Annotated in this window: 13 protein-coding genes and 1 tRNA gene; 7 read left to right on the plus strand and 7 right to left on the minus strand. The window is 62.8% G+C overall.

What is annotated here, in order from left to right; translation table 11 throughout:
* Nucleotides 1-18 precede the first annotated feature (18 nt).
* Nucleotides 19-762, minus strand: a complete 744-nt coding sequence (locus QP915_RS09150; RefSeq protein WP_284769123.1) for a class I SAM-dependent methyltransferase — start codon at nt 760-762, stop codon at nt 19-21.
* Between the two features lie 24 nt (nt 763-786).
* Between QP915_RS09150 and QP915_RS09155 the strand changes: the two genes are divergently transcribed.
* Nucleotides 787-1,896, plus strand: a complete 1,110-nt coding sequence (locus tag QP915_RS09155) for a glycosyltransferase family 4 protein (RefSeq protein WP_284769124.1) — start codon at nt 787-789, stop codon at nt 1,894-1,896.
* On the opposite strand, the gene QP915_RS09160 is transcribed toward QP915_RS09155, so the two are convergent.
* Together QP915_RS09160 and QP915_RS09165 are read right to left on the minus strand one after the other, a co-directional pair.
* The gene (locus QP915_RS09160) at nt 1,811-3,229 is read right to left on the minus strand and encodes an MmpA family trehalose lipid delivery protein (RefSeq protein ID WP_284769125.1); all 1,419 of its coding nucleotides are present in this window, start codon (nt 3,227-3,229) and stop codon (nt 1,811-1,813) included. The two genes, QP915_RS09155 and QP915_RS09160, sit on opposite strands and share 86 nt — an antisense overlap.
* Nucleotides 3,219-4,373 carry a PorA family protein gene (locus tag QP915_RS09165; RefSeq protein ID WP_150850587.1) on the minus strand — a complete coding sequence of 385 codons (1,155 nt, stop codon included), beginning with the start codon at nt 4,371-4,373 and terminating at the stop codon, nt 3,219-3,221. The genes QP915_RS09160 and QP915_RS09165 overlap by 11 nt, the downstream gene beginning before the upstream one ends.
* Before the next feature lie 9 nt (nt 4,374-4,382).
* Between QP915_RS09165 and QP915_RS09170 the strand changes: the two genes are divergently transcribed.
* Nucleotides 4,383-5,543 carry an acyltransferase family protein gene (locus tag QP915_RS09170; protein WP_284844651.1) on the plus strand — a complete coding sequence of 387 codons (1,161 nt, stop codon included), beginning with the start codon at nt 4,383-4,385 and terminating at the stop codon, nt 5,541-5,543.
* Here the strand turns inward: QP915_RS09170 and QP915_RS09175 are convergent.
* The 3 genes from QP915_RS09175 to QP915_RS09185 are packed head-to-tail and all read right to left on the minus strand — an operon-like array spanning nt 5,464 to nt 9,261.
* The gene (locus QP915_RS09175; RefSeq protein ID WP_284769127.1) at nt 5,464-8,532 is read right to left on the minus strand and encodes an alpha-(1->3)-arabinofuranosyltransferase domain-containing protein; all 3,069 of its coding nucleotides are present in this window, start codon (nt 8,530-8,532) and stop codon (nt 5,464-5,466) included. The genes QP915_RS09170 and QP915_RS09175 overlap by 80 nt on opposite strands.
* 2 nt (nt 8,533-8,534) lie before the next feature.
* Nucleotides 8,535-8,732, minus strand: coding sequence for a DUF2613 domain-containing protein (locus QP915_RS09180; protein ID WP_005325448.1), 198 nt, complete (start codon nt 8,730-8,732; stop codon nt 8,535-8,537).
* A 22-nt stretch (nt 8,733-8,754) separates the two neighbouring features.
* Nucleotides 8,755-9,261: a universal stress protein gene (locus QP915_RS09185; RefSeq protein WP_284769128.1), complete on the minus strand. Its 507-nt coding sequence runs from the start codon at nt 9,259-9,261 to the stop codon at nt 8,755-8,757.
* A gap of 58 nt (nt 9,262-9,319) precedes the next feature.
* Here QP915_RS09185 and QP915_RS09190 point away from each other — a divergent pair, with 58 nt between their 5' ends.
* The 3 genes from QP915_RS09190 to QP915_RS09200 are packed head-to-tail and all read left to right on the plus strand — an operon-like array spanning nt 9,320 to nt 12,516.
* Nucleotides 9,320-10,480 (plus strand): glycoside hydrolase family 3 N-terminal domain-containing protein, encoded by a 1,161-nt coding sequence (locus tag QP915_RS09190; RefSeq protein ID WP_284769129.1) that lies wholly within the window; start codon nt 9,320-9,322, stop codon nt 10,478-10,480.
* A 34-nt stretch (nt 10,481-10,514) separates the two neighbouring features.
* Nucleotides 10,515-12,203 carry a VanW family protein gene (locus tag QP915_RS09195; protein ID WP_284769130.1) on the plus strand — a complete coding sequence of 563 codons (1,689 nt, stop codon included), beginning with the start codon at nt 10,515-10,517 and terminating at the stop codon, nt 12,201-12,203.
* Nucleotides 12,204-12,216: 13 nt separating this feature from the next.
* The gene (locus QP915_RS09200; protein ID WP_284769131.1) at nt 12,217-12,516 is read left to right on the plus strand and encodes a hypothetical protein; all 300 of its coding nucleotides are present in this window, start codon (nt 12,217-12,219) and stop codon (nt 12,514-12,516) included.
* Nucleotides 12,517-13,007: 491 nt separating this feature from the next.
* Here QP915_RS09200 and QP915_RS09205 read toward each other — a convergent pair.
* A tRNA-Gly gene (locus QP915_RS09205) sits at nt 13,008-13,081 on the minus strand.
* Nucleotides 13,082-13,146: 65 nt separating this feature from the next.
* On the opposite strand from QP915_RS09205, the gene dcd reads away from it, so the two are divergent.
* A complete protein-coding gene (gene dcd / locus QP915_RS09210; protein WP_005329405.1) occupies nt 13,147-13,710 on the plus strand; it encodes a dCTP deaminase in 564 nt (187 codons plus the stop codon).
* Between the two features lie 42 nt (nt 13,711-13,752).
* Nucleotides 13,753-15,075 carry a UDP-glucose dehydrogenase family protein gene (locus QP915_RS09215; RefSeq protein ID WP_284769132.1) on the plus strand — a complete coding sequence of 441 codons (1,323 nt, stop codon included), beginning with the start codon at nt 13,753-13,755 and terminating at the stop codon, nt 15,073-15,075.
* The last annotated feature ends 46 nt before the right edge of the window (nt 15,076-15,121 follow it).

Raw genomic sequence — 15,121 nt, forward strand, 5'->3', positions numbered from 1 at the left:
CGTCAGCGTTGCTGGGGGCTACTTTTGTAACACCAACGTCAGGTTAGACACCGCAAACTCCCGCACCCCTGGTACGCGGGTGAGCCACCAGGCCCAGCTGGGATGATAGCGGGGGAAGGCGAGTTTGAGCGCTCCGGTGCGCTGGGCCCAGGCAAGGCCGGCGGAGCAGGGGACGTCGAAAAGCGAGGTGCCAAAGACGTTCTTGGGTGGATGGCCGTGGCGGCGGGTATAGCGATCGCGGGCAAAGTCACCGCCAATGTAGTGCTCCCACAGGCCGGTCTCGTGGCCGCCAAAGGGGCCGAGCCACACCGTGTAGCTTAGGATGGTGAGGCCACCGGGGTGGGTCACACGCAGCATCTCCTCGCCCATATCCCAGGGATTGGGGATGTGCTCGGCCACGTTGGAGGAATAGACCACGTCAAAGGAATTATCGGCAAAGGGCAGATTGGTGCCATCGCCGCGCACGGAATTGCTCAAGTGGATACCGGCCGCAGACATCTCGCCGGCATCCGGCTCCAATCCCACGTAGCGGGCGCCGCGCCGGGCAAAGGCATCCGCAAAATAGCCCGGGCCACCGCCCACATCGAGCGCCAGTGCCCCAGCAAGCTGCACGCCCAGGTCGCGGCCGAGGCTATCCACCAGCGCGGCCGTATCCTCCGCGAGCCCGCCGTAGAAAATCTCCGGGTGCGTCTGCTCAAAGCGGAAGGAACGCAGTAGCCGAAAGGAGCGGCGCAGCGTGGCCATCTCACGGGTATGTCTCATAACCCACTAGGCTAATACCTCACGATGAAGATTCTTTTACTATGCTGGCGCGATTCCACCCACCCGCAAGGCGGTGGCTCGGAGCGCTACTTGGAGCGCGTGGGCGAGTACCTGGCAGCCCAGGGCCACGAGGTGGTCTTTCGCACCTCCAAGCACATGAATGCCGCCCACCGCGAGGTGCGCGACGGCGTGCGCTATAGCCGCGGTGGCGCGAAATTCGGCGTATATCCGCGTGCTTGGGCGGCGATGCTGGCCGGCCGCCTAGGGCTGGGCGATCTGCGCGGAGTGGATGCGGTAATCGATACCCAAAACGGCATCCCCTTCTTTGCTCGTCTGGTGTCTGGCGCGCCGACGGTGCTGCTTACTCACCATTGCCACCGCGAACAATGGCCGGTGGCGGGCCCTCTCCTCGGCCGGCTCGGTTGGTTCCTTGAGTCCCGGGTAGCTCCGCGCGTGTATCGCGGCGCTCCCTATGTCACCGTGTCTGAGGCCTCCCGCGAGGATTTGGAGGCGCTGGGTATTAAGGGCGCGCACATCATCGCCAATGGCCTGGACCCGGTTCCGGATCACGTTCCTTCCTTGGAACGAGAGGCCGAGGTGCATCTAGTCACGCTCTCGCGCCTAGTGCCACATAAGCAGATCGAGCATGCCATGGATACGGTGGCGCAGACCCCGGGCGCGGTCCTGGACGTCATCGGCTCCGGCTGGTGGGAGGCTAACCTGCGCGCCTATGCCGAGGAGCATGGGGTAAGCGATCGCGTGCGCTTCCGCGGCCAGGTGACCGAGGACTATAAGCACGCCCTGCTCGCCCGCGCCGATGCCTTGCTCATGCCCTCGCGCAAAGAGGGATGGGGACTGGCAGTAATGGAGGCGGCCCAACATGGAGTCCCCGCCGTTGGGTATACGTTCGGCCTGCGTGACAGCGTTATTAACGGCAAGACCGGCATCCTGGTAGAGCGCGAAGAGGACTTCGTGGCGGCCACCAAGCAGCTGCTTGCCGACGCCCCACTTCGCCGCACCCTCGGCTCCAACGCGCGGGATTTTGCCGCTAGCTTCTCGTGGGAGAAGACCGGCGAGCAGTTCGCGGAATTGCTGCAAGGGCTAGTAGCGGACACGCCATCCACAAAGCGGTAAGCGCCCACGGAACCTGCGGCCGCGGCGCGTTCGTTTCCGCGGCTATGGCACCGTCCATCACGACTACGCCAACGCCGATCTCGGCCAACCGGTCCATATCGTGCTCTTCCCACGCGCGCAGTGCCGCCCGGTACGGCGGGGAGGCTTGGTCCACCACGGTCCCGTCTACGCTTAATTCCCCCGATTCCACCATGGCCACCGCCTTGGAGTAGGGGTCGACGGCCACGCCGCCGGGAACCTCCACGAGGTTGGCGCGTTCTGGGAAGAAGGCCACGCGGCCGTCAATCGCGCGCACCAACTGCTCATCTATCCCCGTATCCCGCGGTGCGAGCACTGCGAGGCGTCCCGGAACGGGCAGCAGCTGCACGGTCGCAGCCACGGTGGCCAGTGCCGCTGGCAGATTCGGCAGCGCCCCCAGCGAGGCCACATAGAGCGGCAACGCCAACATGGTCAGTTTCCCGCTATCGCGCAGCAGCGCCGCCCCCGGTACGTGATCGATGGACCACACCAGAGCGCCGGGAACCAGCCAGAAGAACATCGTCCCGCCGAGCCCTATCGCCGCGAGGACGCTTAACCGCGCGGGAACCCGCCACGCCCCGAGCAAGGCGATGACTGCCACGATGACACCGCACACAGCGAACCCGATGGCCGCTTCCGCATTCCATATGCCGCCGAGTCGCAGCAGCGCGCCCGCGGTGCCGACGTAGTCTTCTGCCCGCGGGCCAAACGCGGCCACCGCCGCTGCGGTATCGCCGGGTGCGGCGGGATTGAACATGCCCGGAATGGCCCACGGCAAACACAAGACCACGCCGCCGAGGGCTACCCGCTTGCGGCAGGTCACCGCCGCGGTCACCACGGCAAAGAGACCACCCGTAGGGGTAAGCGATGCTCCCCACATGGCCAGCCACGCCACCCAGCTGCGTTGCTTTCCGGCCCACGCGATGACCGGCAGCAGCCACGCAGCGACCGCAAGCGACCACTGGCCCTGCAGGAGACGCTCGATGACGAAGGGATTGGCCACCGCCACTGCCATCGCGCTCACCGCGGCGACCGTAGAGCGCGCCCAGCGCGCCGCGGTGAGCGCGGAGGACGCGGCGGCGGCAAAAATGAGCACCCGTGCCGCCCACGCGCCGCCCACGAGAGCGAGGAAACCGTCTTGCGGTGCGTTGCGGGCGGGCAGACTGCCGCCACCAAAGGCAGAAGGGGAAAGGGCCGGATGGTCAAGCAACGCCATATCGCGCCACAAGAACTCGCCGGGCAAGGCAAAGGGCCAGCACACCGCGGCCACGAGGAGGGTGCCCCAGATAAGGAGTAAAAGACGCCTAGCCTTCACGGTGGCGGCGCATGTACATATAGGCGGCACAGAGCAATAGACCAACGCCGATGGCCTTGCCGGCCCATCCGACCACCATCAAGGCGCGAATGGTGCGAATGACCGGGCGCACCTCATTAAGGCGCTCCGCGCGGGTCTCATCGGACCAGCGCAGATCAGCGGCAAGGATGGAGCGGTCTTCTGTATCGTCATTCGCCACCATGGTGCCGGCCTGCTTTTCGTCCGCGGCGAAGAAGATTTTGATGTTCTCGCGCAGGTCCACCATGGTGCCGGTGGTCGGCTCGACGGAGATATCGCGGCCGATGGTGTAGAAGGGCTCGACCGTGACTCGGTCAGTGGCATCCAAGCCGAGGAGCTCGCGTGACTCGGCGTCGTAGAACCGCTTCGCTGGCCCGGAGATGCGGAAATCCTCGGCCGCTAGCTGCTTATCGCCGGTGCCGGTATCGACCTCGGCGGTAATGCTTTTGCGCATATCAGCCAAGGAAATGGGCTGGATATCGTGGTGGAAAGAATAGGTAGGGATACCGTCGAGCTTTTCCGTCGTGGTGAAGTCCACCGCCGTGGAGGATTGCGTCGCTAGATCGAAAAACGGATAGGAGCGCTGCTCGGTACCGGAGGGAAAGAAGTAGTTGATTCCATCGCGCTCGAAGTCGGTGCGGGCCATGCCGGTATCCAGCGCCGGTAGCACAAACTTCCATTTATCCTTTGGCGCAGCAACTGGGTAGGTGGACTCGCGGTTCAACACGGAATGCTCCGTGATTCGGGCAAGGGGAGTATTGCCGGCGAGCAGGCGAGAGAGCGAATCGGAGTTAGCGAGCGCATCATCTTCTGCCACCTCAGAGGTGGTGGTATTGCGCTCGATAGTAAGCAGGTCGTGGTGCAGGTAGCACCACATGGGTGCCTGTTTTTCCTGGCACTGCGGGTCTTTGCTATCGCCGGTGGCTTTGGCCCCGGCGATAAACTCGGGCGCATCCATCCACACGCCAGCCGACGGCGCGGTGACGGTGTTGATGTTTTGGTCGAAGGCCAGCGGCCGGGTTTGGTTGTTATACAGAGGCGGCACCACGGTACCCAGCACCAAGAAAATGACGGCGGCAATGACAACCCACGCCAGTGGCGAGCGTGGCCAAAGGTAGCGTTTCATTGCAGTAGTATGTCCAATCAGTTTCAGGTCGATCCGGGGTTAGGAGCAAGCGTGCAGCCGCAGGCATCTGTGAAAAGCGTACCCCAGCATCTGCCGGAGCTGGACGGTCTACGCGCGGTCGCCTCCCTTGGAATCATTGTCACCCACGTGTCTTTTCAGACCGGAACCGGGTGGGGCTTTGCGGGGCGCTTCGACTTTTTTGTCGCCGTTTTCTTTGCGCTTAGTGCCTTCCTGCTGTGGCGCCGCCGCGGCTTGCACACCTTATCCGGCTACGGGCGCTCGCGCGTGGCGCGCCTGTTACCGGCTTATTATGCCTGCGTGGTGGCGGTGATGCTTCTGCTTCCCGACGCCCACTCGCTCACCCTCACTCAACTGCTGAGTAACCTCACGTCCACCCAGATTTATGTGGTGGACGGGTTAGCGCCGGGGCTTACCCACCTGTGGTCGCTATGTGTGGAGTTCTTCTTCTACCTTGCCCTGCCTGTGTTGGTGTGGCTTCTTGGAACGCTGCCGCGGCGCTGGCGGGTAGCAGCCATCGCGCTGGGCGCCGTTGTTAGCTGGTCCTGGGGTTTTGTTCCCTTTGTGGCCGATTACGCCAAGGATCAGGTCAATTCGCAGATTTGGCCGCCGGCATATGCTTCGTGGTTTGCCGTGGGAATGTTGGCCGCGGAGTGCGAAGAAGCTGGTGTTAGCCGGCGCGTGCAGCGCGTGTTGCGGCCGCGCTGGGCATGGTGGCTCGTGGCAGCGGTGGTGCTGTGGCTTGCCAGCCGTGAGTGGTTCGGGCCGCAGGGGCTGGTGCATCCAGAGCCAGGTGAATTTTCCCGCCGGATCATTGCGGGAGCGGCCTTTGCCGCCGTCGTAGTGATCCCGGTAGCGCTCGCCCCACGGGATAAGTCCTGGCTGACCAGCCCGCTCATGCAGGCACTGGGCGCGTGGTCCTATTCCATCTTCTTGTGGCATGTGGCCATTCTGGGACTGGCGTTTCCGCTTACCGGGGTGCCGCTGTTTAGCGGGAAGCCCCTGGACTTTTGGGTGATGCTGGCCGTAACGGTGGTGGCCACCGTGGTGGTCTCGGCCGCGAGCTATACGCTCATCGAGCGTCCCGGCCGGGATCTTCTCCTCGGTCGGAGGCGAAAAGACAGGCCACGCCCGCGGCACACAAGCAGCTAAGCAGGAGCGAATCGCCCGCATAGGATCCTGATGTCCACGGCGCGCGGGCGAGGATCGCCCCGGCCGCCGCCACGACACCGGGCGCGAGGTAGGCGCGTGGGATGGTGGTCCAGCGCAGCACTAACCAAGCGGCAATGGCCGCGACCGCGGCCGGCCAGCCGGTGAGGGCCAGCGCGCCGAGCGCGACCACGGCCGAGACAGCGCCGCCGCGCGGCGCGCGCCAAGTGGGCTGGGACGGGCGCCGCGCGGCCGCCAGGATGCACAGGCCGAGGGCAAGTAACCCCAGCGCACCGCCGAAGAGGAGGGTGGCGCGGTAAACCGGTTGGGCGCTAAAGGTCATGCGGAAGTCACCGGAGCGGCCGGCCGGAATGACAAAAGCTTGGGTGGCCGCATCGATCTCGCGCGGGGTGAGCTCTTCCTCGCCTAGGTAGCCGCGCAAGCCCTTATTGAAGGCGCGACCGGTGACCAAGAGACGATCCTCATCAGTGGCTGCAATCGAGTACCCGGTGGGCTCGGAAGAGCCTGCTGGTTGCCAGCCCTCCTCGCGCAGGCTTACCCACGGCCCCGTGGTGCGCACGCGGTGCGTGCCAGGAGTAAGGGTGAGGGAATCGCCGGGGGAGTAGCGGTGGGCGTCGATAAGCACGGGCTTGGTGGAATCCACCGTCACGCGCATGGGGCGCGGCGCTGTGAAATCGCGGATGAGCACGCCGGTATCCTGCAGCATGCGCTGGAAAAAGAATTGGTGCACGTCAGGGGAGGTATCCGGGACGGTCACCACGCGCTCGACCGGCTGGCCTTCCACCCCTAACTCCGCGATGCCGGTGCGGTGGGATAGCTCCACGCGGATGGACTCGGTATCGCCGCCGGGAACGCGGACTTCCTGCGAGCGGAAGGGCTGCAAGTCCACGTCTACGGCCGCGCTGCCAGAGCGCACGGTCACCGTGGTGGCGCTGGTGGCCATGAGCTTGAGGCGCGGCTGGGTGAATTCGCCGCGCAGTTCAATCCACCCGGCATCATCGCCCGGCGCGGGCCACCAAGCGGTGGAGTTTTCCCCATCCACCGCGGCCGTGGCGGACTTTTCCGGCTGTGCCCCGCCGAATGCCGTGGCATCGGCGGCCGAGGAGGAGACCGCCACCGAACCACCGTGGGTTTCCACCTGGGTAAGCGGCCCAGCGGAGGGATAGTCGCGCAGGCGGTTATTCACGTGGCTGGGATCGTCTGCCGCCAGGGGTGCGGAGATGGGGCCATCGAGGGTGCCGTAGTTGCGGTCTGTGAGCGTCGGGGTATCGGTGACGATATCGGCGTCGCGATCGACGAGCTGTCGGGTGGTGGGGGTGGAGTGGGCGTCGAGAAGCGCCAGGGCTTCCCCACCGCCGGCCACGCGCACTGGATCTGTAGGTCCTAAGGACATGCCGGCGTGGTTGAGCAGGATGACATCGACTTCGCCGAAGCGATGGACTTCGCCGCCAAACTTGCTGGCCAGCGCCTCGTCCTCGCCGGTGAAGAGATCGTGGCGCACCATGACCGCGCCGAGGCCCAGGCGCTGAAGGGAGCGCACGCCGGTAGCCGGATCTTCCTTGAGTGCGGCCATGACGCCGTCGAGCCCGCGGATGGCCTCTGGGGGCACGAGCGGAATGGCATCGCGCACGGCCCAAGGGACATCGAGCAGCGGCTGGGCCGGCTCGTCGCGCGTCCACCCCCAGGTCTGCCGGGCAAAGGACGCCTCTGGGTAGATAAGGGTGCGGGTATCGGCGGCATGGGTATTGATAAAGTCCGTGGCCTCGTGCCAGTAGGAGGGCACCTCTTTATAGGCACCCAGCGGCAGCAAGCGCTGTGACCATGCCGGGGAGACCACCGCGATGCACAACAGCAGCGTCAGTGCACCCACCGTCTGCCTCTTGGTGGGGCGCAAACTCCTCGGTAGTGGAAGATGGGCGCAGGCGCGAGCCACGCCTAACAGCAGCGGGATGCGCACCAGCGGATCGAATTTATGCAGGTTGCGCAGCGCGGCCAGCGGTCCATCGAGCGCATCGAGGTACCACGCCACCTGGCAGCCCAGCACAGCGATGCCCACCACCAGCATGACGGACCACACGCGCGGCAGCTTGGTGAGCCCGTACATGCCCACGGCTGCGATTCCCATGGTGACCAGCACAAAGAAGGACTCGGTGGCTAGCTCATAGCCGGCAACGCGCTCGGTATCGACAAACGGCGTCCAGCTCGTGGTGCCGCGCAGAATCTCGGGCAAGTTAAGCCAGCGCGTGGTCACGCGGGCGGACTCGATGAATTCCGTAAACGGCGGGGCATAGCGGCCAAGCACGACGAGCGGGCCGATCCACCAAGCCGATACCGCGAGGCATCCTAAGAGCCAGGCCGCGCCGGGCGTGAAGGCGCGGCGGTAGAGCAGGACTACAGCGGCCGGGATACACGCCGCGATGGTCGCGGTGGCATTGACCGCGCCCATCAGCGCTACGGGGATGGTGGCCGCGGCGGCATCGCGCCAGGTGAGCTTGGCATTAAGGAAGGACAGGATAACCCAGGGGGCCAGCATGACCGGCCAGGTCTCAGAAGAAATGGCGGTCAGGGTAGAAAGCGCGCGAGGCGAGAGCGCGTAGAGCATCGCTGCCACCCAGACCCACCAGCCACGCAGGCCCACCTTGCAGGCGAGCTTATGGAAGCCGATGAAGCCGACGCTTAAGACCAGCAGCCACCAGAGGCGCTGGGCCACCCAATCGGGCAGGGGCTGGGTTAAAACGAAGAAAGGTCCCTGGGGAAAGAGATAGCCATAGGCCTGATTCTGTAGCTGCCCCAGGGTAAAGGTATCCGTATAAGCACTGAGCGCCCCGCGGAGAAAGTGCAGCGGATTGGCCGCCAGATCATGCTTGGTATCGGCCGCCGTCAACCCCCACGGCTGCACGAGAAGGATGAGCGCTAGGGCAAAAATCCCCAGCGGGTAGGGGCGGGCAAGCCGCCCGCGGTGGGTACGCACACCTAGTTGCGGGATCCGTACTCAGGGCCGCCCAAAACCGCATCGGAAGCAGAAACCGCATTGCCTTCCGGCACGGTATCGGTGCCGGAGAATTGTGCTATGCCGATGATGGTGATGACGCCGAGCGCGATGCCCACAACAGCGCTACCGATGGCAGGGCCAAGGGTGCGCTTGTTCAAAGAATCGGTTTCCAGAGCCATGGCTAAAGATATTAGCAGCTATTTAGAAGTATTCTGCCTCATCATCGTCCGCGTCATCCTCGTTTTCCTGCGGCACGATGAAGACGGGAAGGCCGGCATTGCGCACAATCTGGTCGGCGGTGGAGTTGGTCCACCACGCGCGGAAGCCGGTCAGGGCGCGGGTACCGGTCACGATGACGTCCACGTCCAGCTCATGCGCGGCATCAATGATGGCGGAGGAGATGGTGGTGGCGGATTCCACCAGGTGGGCGCGGCCGGCTAGGCCCAGGCTTTCGGCCAGCTCGATGCCTTGGCGACAAATCTTCAGTGCCTCCTCATAGGCCGGATCCTCTTCGACGCGGTCCGGGGAAACGGTGGACTGGTGCATTCCGGTGCGGCTGACGGCGCGTGCGGTCTGCCGGGCTACCGGCTCCCAGGCGGTGAGGATTTCTACCGTGGTGGGCCGCAGCAGCTGGGCCGCGTACTCGAGGGCGCGGCCGGCTCGTTCGGTGCCATCGTAGGCAATTAGCATTGTCTCGCCGTTACTCATGTCACTAGTCTACCCACCGCTTGCGACAGAACGCGAGGAATATTGCACACTAGAAGGCATGAAAACTCCGCGCATCCTTGCCAGCCTCGCCCTCGTGACGGCCTTGGGAGCCTGCTCTACCTCCACCCAGGAGGACAACGAGAGCCAGGACTCCACCACTCCGGCTGCGTCGAGCTCACCTGCCGCAACGCATGAAACGCACGAAGAGACCTCGCAGGAGGCCGCCCCGCAGCAGGACATCCGCGCCATGGCTGCCTCTGTGCTGATGCCGCCGGTCACCAACTACGACGACGCTAAGGCCAAGCTGGAGGCAGGTGTGGGCGGAATCTTTATTCCCAGCTGGGCGGATCCAAACCTGCTGCAGGAAGAGGGTCGCGACATTAATGCCCTGCGCCAAGAGGTGGGCCGCGACTTTGAGGTCTCTATCGATTTTGAGGGCGGGCGCGTGCAGCGGTTTTCCGACGTCCTCGGGGAGTACCCTTCCCCGCAACAGATGGCGGCCGAGCGTTCCCCACAAGAGGTGGAGCAGCTTGCGCACGAGATGGGCACGAGCCTGAAGGCGCATGGCATCAACGTGGACTTTGCACCGGTGCTTGACGTCGATGGCAATGGCCTAGAGGTGGTGGGAGATCGATCCTTTTCCACCGATCCGGTCCAAGCAGGCGAGTATGGCGCGGCCTTTGCCCGCGGGCTGGAATCCGCTGGGGTCAAGGCCGTATTCAAGCATTTCCCGGGACACGGCCGTGCTTCTGGCGATACCCACCTGGCCGAGGCCGTTACCCCGCCGCTGGAAGAACTAGAAGGCCACGAGTTCATTCCTTTTAAAACCGCTCTTCCCCAAGCACCCAATGCCGCGCTCATGATGGGCCACCTCGCCGTGCCCGGCCTGGGCGATGGTCAGACTCCCGCTTCCATTCTGCCGGAAGCCTATGGCCTAGCCCGCGAGACCTTGCAGTACGACGGGCCCATCTACACCGATGACATCGGCGGCATGAAGGCGATTGCAGATTCGCTCCCGCTTGCCGGCGCCGTCGTGACCTCCCTCAATGCCGGAGCCGACATGCCCTTGTGGTCCACCGAAGGCGATATTAATGCGGTGATCGACGCCGTCGTCGGCGCCGTCAACGGCGGCCGCCTGCCACTCGAACGCCTTGCGGACGCGGCTCGCCATGTCAGCGCTCCCCCGGCCGGCGCTGCACCCGAGCCTGCACAGGACTAGGAAAAATGCCACTAAAACCGTTAACCTTTAAGGCGTGAAAAAGGCAGAAGGAAAAAATGGTGCTAAAGGCTGGCTCATCGCGCTCGGCGCATTGGTCGGCCTTGTCCTGATCGCGGGCATTGCTTATGCCTGGGATGTCGCAGCAAACCAGGACAAGATTCCGCGCGCCGTTTCCGTCAACGGCGTGGATATTTCCGCCATGGATCGCACCGCCGCCGTGGAGAAGCTCGAAGATGAGCTCGCGGGCGTAGAAACCGAGCCCGTGAGCGTTACCTCCGGCGACCTCCACACGGAACTCGTTCCCTCCGAATCGGGCCTTGCCCTGGATAACCAGCGCGCCGTAGACAATATTGAAGAACCTTCCCTCAATCCTTTTACCCGCCTGTATAGCTTCTTCCGCCCCACCCGGGATATTCCGGTAGAAACCAACGTGGACGAGGTCCAACTTCAGCCGGCCTTGGACCGCGTGAAGAAGGATCTCTCCACCGATCCAGTTGATGGCATGTTGGAGCTCAACAATGGTGAGCTCAAGGTCACCGACCCCAAGCTCGGCCAAACCGTGGATGCCGGCTCCCTGCACAATGCGGTTACGGATAATTGGCTCGATTCCGAGGGCGTAGACGTGGACCCAGAAGAAGTAGAGCCGGCCATCAATGATGAAGCTATCGAGGCCATGCGCACCGGCGATGCCGCCAAGGCGCTGGATAATCCCATTACATTGAAGGCCAAGAATAATGTCACCGCTACCCTGAATAAGCCGGAAATCTCCCAGTTCACCAGCATTGAAAAGAAGGACGGTAAGCTCAAGCTCGCCGTGGATACCAACCGCGCGCAGGAGCTGCTGGCCGAGCGCTCCGAGGGAGCCGATGTCCCCGGCGTAAATGCCAAGATTTCCTTCAACGGCAACGACAAGCAGATCACCCCGTCCGAAGATGGCGAGATCATCGACTGGGAGCCGACCATGCAGGACTTTGACAAGCGCGTGACCGGCGATGACCGCGAGTGGGATGCTACCTACAAGCCGGACCCGGCAGAGTTCACCACCGACGATGCCAAGAAGGCGACCTTCAACGACACCGTGGGCGAGTTCACCACTGAGGGCTACTCCGCTGCCTCCGGCAAGAATATCGAGCTGGTAGCCCAACAGGTCAACGGCGCCGTGGTCAACCCAGGCGAGACCTTCTCCCTCAACGGCCACACGGGCCCTCGCGGCACGGCGCAAGGCTACGTTGAGTCCGGCATCATTATCGATGGCCACTCCGGCTCCGCCGTGGGCGGCGGCATCTCCCAGTTCGCCACCACCTTGTACAACGCTGCCTATTTTGCGGGCATGGAAGACACCGCCCACACCCCGCACTCGTACTACATTTCCCGCTACCCAGCCGGCCGCGAGGCCACCGTGTACGAGGGCGCCATCGACCTGCAGTTCACCAATACCTTCAATACCCCGGTCCGCATTGAGACCGACTTTGGTGGCGGCAAGATCACCGTGCGCCTGAAGGGCACCAAGACCGTCGACGTCGAGTCTGTGAACAACGGCCGCTGGGCTAAGACCGACCCACAACCTATGTCCGTGCCCGGCAGCGACTGCTCGCCTTCCTCTGGTGCGCCAGGCTTTACGACGTCCGATACCCGCATCATCAAGGACCTAGGCGGCAAGGAGCTTTCCCGCGAGACCACCACCACGGTCTACGACCCGCAGCCCATCGTCCGCTGCGGCTAGTAGACTCGGCGCCATGGAAGAACGAACCCTTACCACGCTCATATTCGGCAACGTGGTCATTGAATCCAACCTGCGCGGTGCGGAACTTCGCATCTACAGCGAAGACTGGCGCGCCTATCAGCTCCGGACTGATCTGGGAATGACGTTCCGTGCCCCGCTGGATGAAATCCGCGGCAACGTGCCTGAGCGCGATCTAGCCGCGCTCACAGAGAAGTTCTTCGAACCAGCTGCCGCAGAGTTGGAAGCACACTATCCAGGCGGGGTAGATCGGGCACAAAAAGAGCTGGCTCAGTGGCTAAGCGCCACTGACTAGCACGATATTATCCCCCGAAAATTGGAGCCGACGACGGTGTCTGAGTTCATGACATATTTGACAGTCTGTGCCTGAGGGAACCGTCGTGATGCTTGACAGATCAGCCGCGACATATTTGACGCTTAGGGCTACCTTACCGTGTCGGGTGATGCTTGACTGGTGAGTCGGGACATGTTTGACACTATGAACAGTCCTAACCGCAATATGGCCGTCGTCAAAGCCGTACGCCATGAAGGTGGCAATCCAGTGGCGTCGAAATAAGGTGCGGCCATTCAGGGCTGAAGGCACCTTCTAGAGCCCGAGGGGGAAATGGCTCCGCCCGTCACGCATAGGTGTTCTTTACGGCGTCTTAGTACTGCTGCTTGGAACAATGCGCCCTGGCACTGCCCGCCTGATCGAAGAAACCGGCACCCCAGAACAAAAAGCAACTGGAATGCCGGTTTGTCAACGATGTCGCGACTCATCTGTCAAACATGTCGCGACTCATGACATGGAGCCGACGACGGGAATCGAACCCGCGCTAGCAGCTTGGGAAGCTGCAGTTCTACCATTAAACTACGTCGGCACTGCGCGTTTGTACGCTCCGGCCTACTATACACCGCGGCCTTTAGCATGAGTAGAATTGGGGCCGTGCTTCTTTCAGATCGTGATATCCGTGCCGCCATTGACGCCGAAGAATTGGGCATCGAGCCCTTCGACAGCGAACTTATCCAGCCCTCGTCCGTAGACGTGCGCCTAGATAAGTATTTCCGGGTCTTCAATAACTCGCGGTACACGCATATTGACCCCAAAGAGGAAATGCCGGATCTCACCACCTTGGTGGAGGTAGAAGAAGATCAGTCCTTCATCCTGCACCCAGGCGAGTTCGTGCTCGGCGCCACGCTGGAAAAATTCACCTTGCCGGCAGACCTGGCCGGTCGCTTGGAGGGCAAGTCTTCCCTCGGCCGCTTGGGATTGTTGACCCACTCCACCGCGGGTTTTATTGACCCAGGCTTTTCCGGCCACATCACGCTCGAGCTTTCTAATACCGCCAACCTGCCTATCGCCCTGTGGCCGGGCATGAAGGTGGGGCAGCTGGCTATTTTCAAGATGACTTCGCCAGCGGAAAGTCCTTATGGCACCGGCTCGCTGGGGTCGAAGTACCAGGGCCAGCGCGGCCCGACGCCATCGAAGTCTTACCTGAATTTTCGATAGGCTTAAACCGGCATTCACATAGAGCCTCTACTATGGGGCTTTATGCGTATGACTGTAATCGGCACCGGATACTTGGGTGCAACCCATGCTGCCTGCATGGCCGAGCTTGGCCATGAAGTACTAGGCGTGGACGTAGATGACAATAAAATTTCCGCTCTTAAATCGGGCAAGGTTCCGTTCTTTGAACCGGGCCTGCCGGAGGTGCTTGAGCGCAATATCGAGGCCGGCCGCCTCGACTTCAGCACGGACTATGAAGAAGCAGCCGCGTTCGGCAACCTGCACTTTTTGGGTGTAGGCACCCCGCAACGCCGCGGTTCCTATGCGGCCGATATGACCTACGTGAAGGCTGTCATCACGGATCTGGTGCCCAAGCTCAAGGGCGATCACATCATCTTTGGTAAGTCCACCGTTCCGGTGGGAACCGCGGCGGAGCTCCAAGAGCTAGCCAATGAGCTTGCCCCAGAAGGCACCACCGTGGAAATCGCCTGGAACCCGGAGTTCCTGCGTGAGGGCTACGCCGTCAAGGACACCATCACCCCAGACCGCATCGTTCTCGGTGTGCGCGAAGGCGAAAGCCGTGCCGAAGAGGTAGCGCGCGAGGTTTATGCTCAGCCGCTAGCGCAGGACACCCCATTCATCGTGACGGATTGGCAGACCGCCGAGCTGGTCAAGGTCTCCGCTAATGCGTTCCTGGCCACCAAGATTTCCTTTATCAACGCCGTTTCTGAGATCTGCGAGATTGCAGGCGCGGACGTTACCGCTCTTGCCGACGCCATTGGGCTCGACGAGCGCATCGGCCGCAAGTTCCTTGGCGCCGGCCTCGGCTTTGGTGGCGGCTGCCTGCCCAAGGACATTCGCGCCTTCATGGCCCGCGCTGGCGAGCTTGGCGCCGACCAGGCGCTGACCTTCCTGCGTGAGGTGGATGCTATCAATATGCGCCGCCGTGACCGCGTGGTGGACCTGGCCAAGGAAGCCTTCAATGGCTCCCTGCTTGGCCACCGCGTGACCGTATTGGGTTGCGCGTTTAAGCCGAATTCCGATGACGTGCGCGATTCGCCCGCCCTTGCCGTTGCCGGTTCCCTGTCGCTGGCTGGCGCGGCAGTAACCGTCTATGACCCAGAAGGCATGGACAACGCGAAGAAGGTATTCCCCACCTTGGATTACGCCGCGGACTCTGACGATGCCCTGCGCGAAGCTGAGCTAGTTATTCTGGCAACCGAGTGGAAGCAGTTCAAGGAATTGGATCCGCAGCAGGCAGGCCAGCTTGTGGACAATAAGCACATTATCGATGGCCGCAATGTGCTGCCTGTTGCAGACTGGCAACAGGCGGGCTGGAAGGTTGAGGCCTTGGGGCGCACCCTCTAGGTCCTCTACTTCTGAGACACAAAGGCTGAGCAGTGTGATTATTTCG

The sequence above is a fragment of the Corynebacterium sp. MSK158 genome, from assembly GCF_030229085.1.
Lineage (GTDB): Bacteria > Actinomycetota > Actinomycetes > Mycobacteriales > Mycobacteriaceae > Corynebacterium.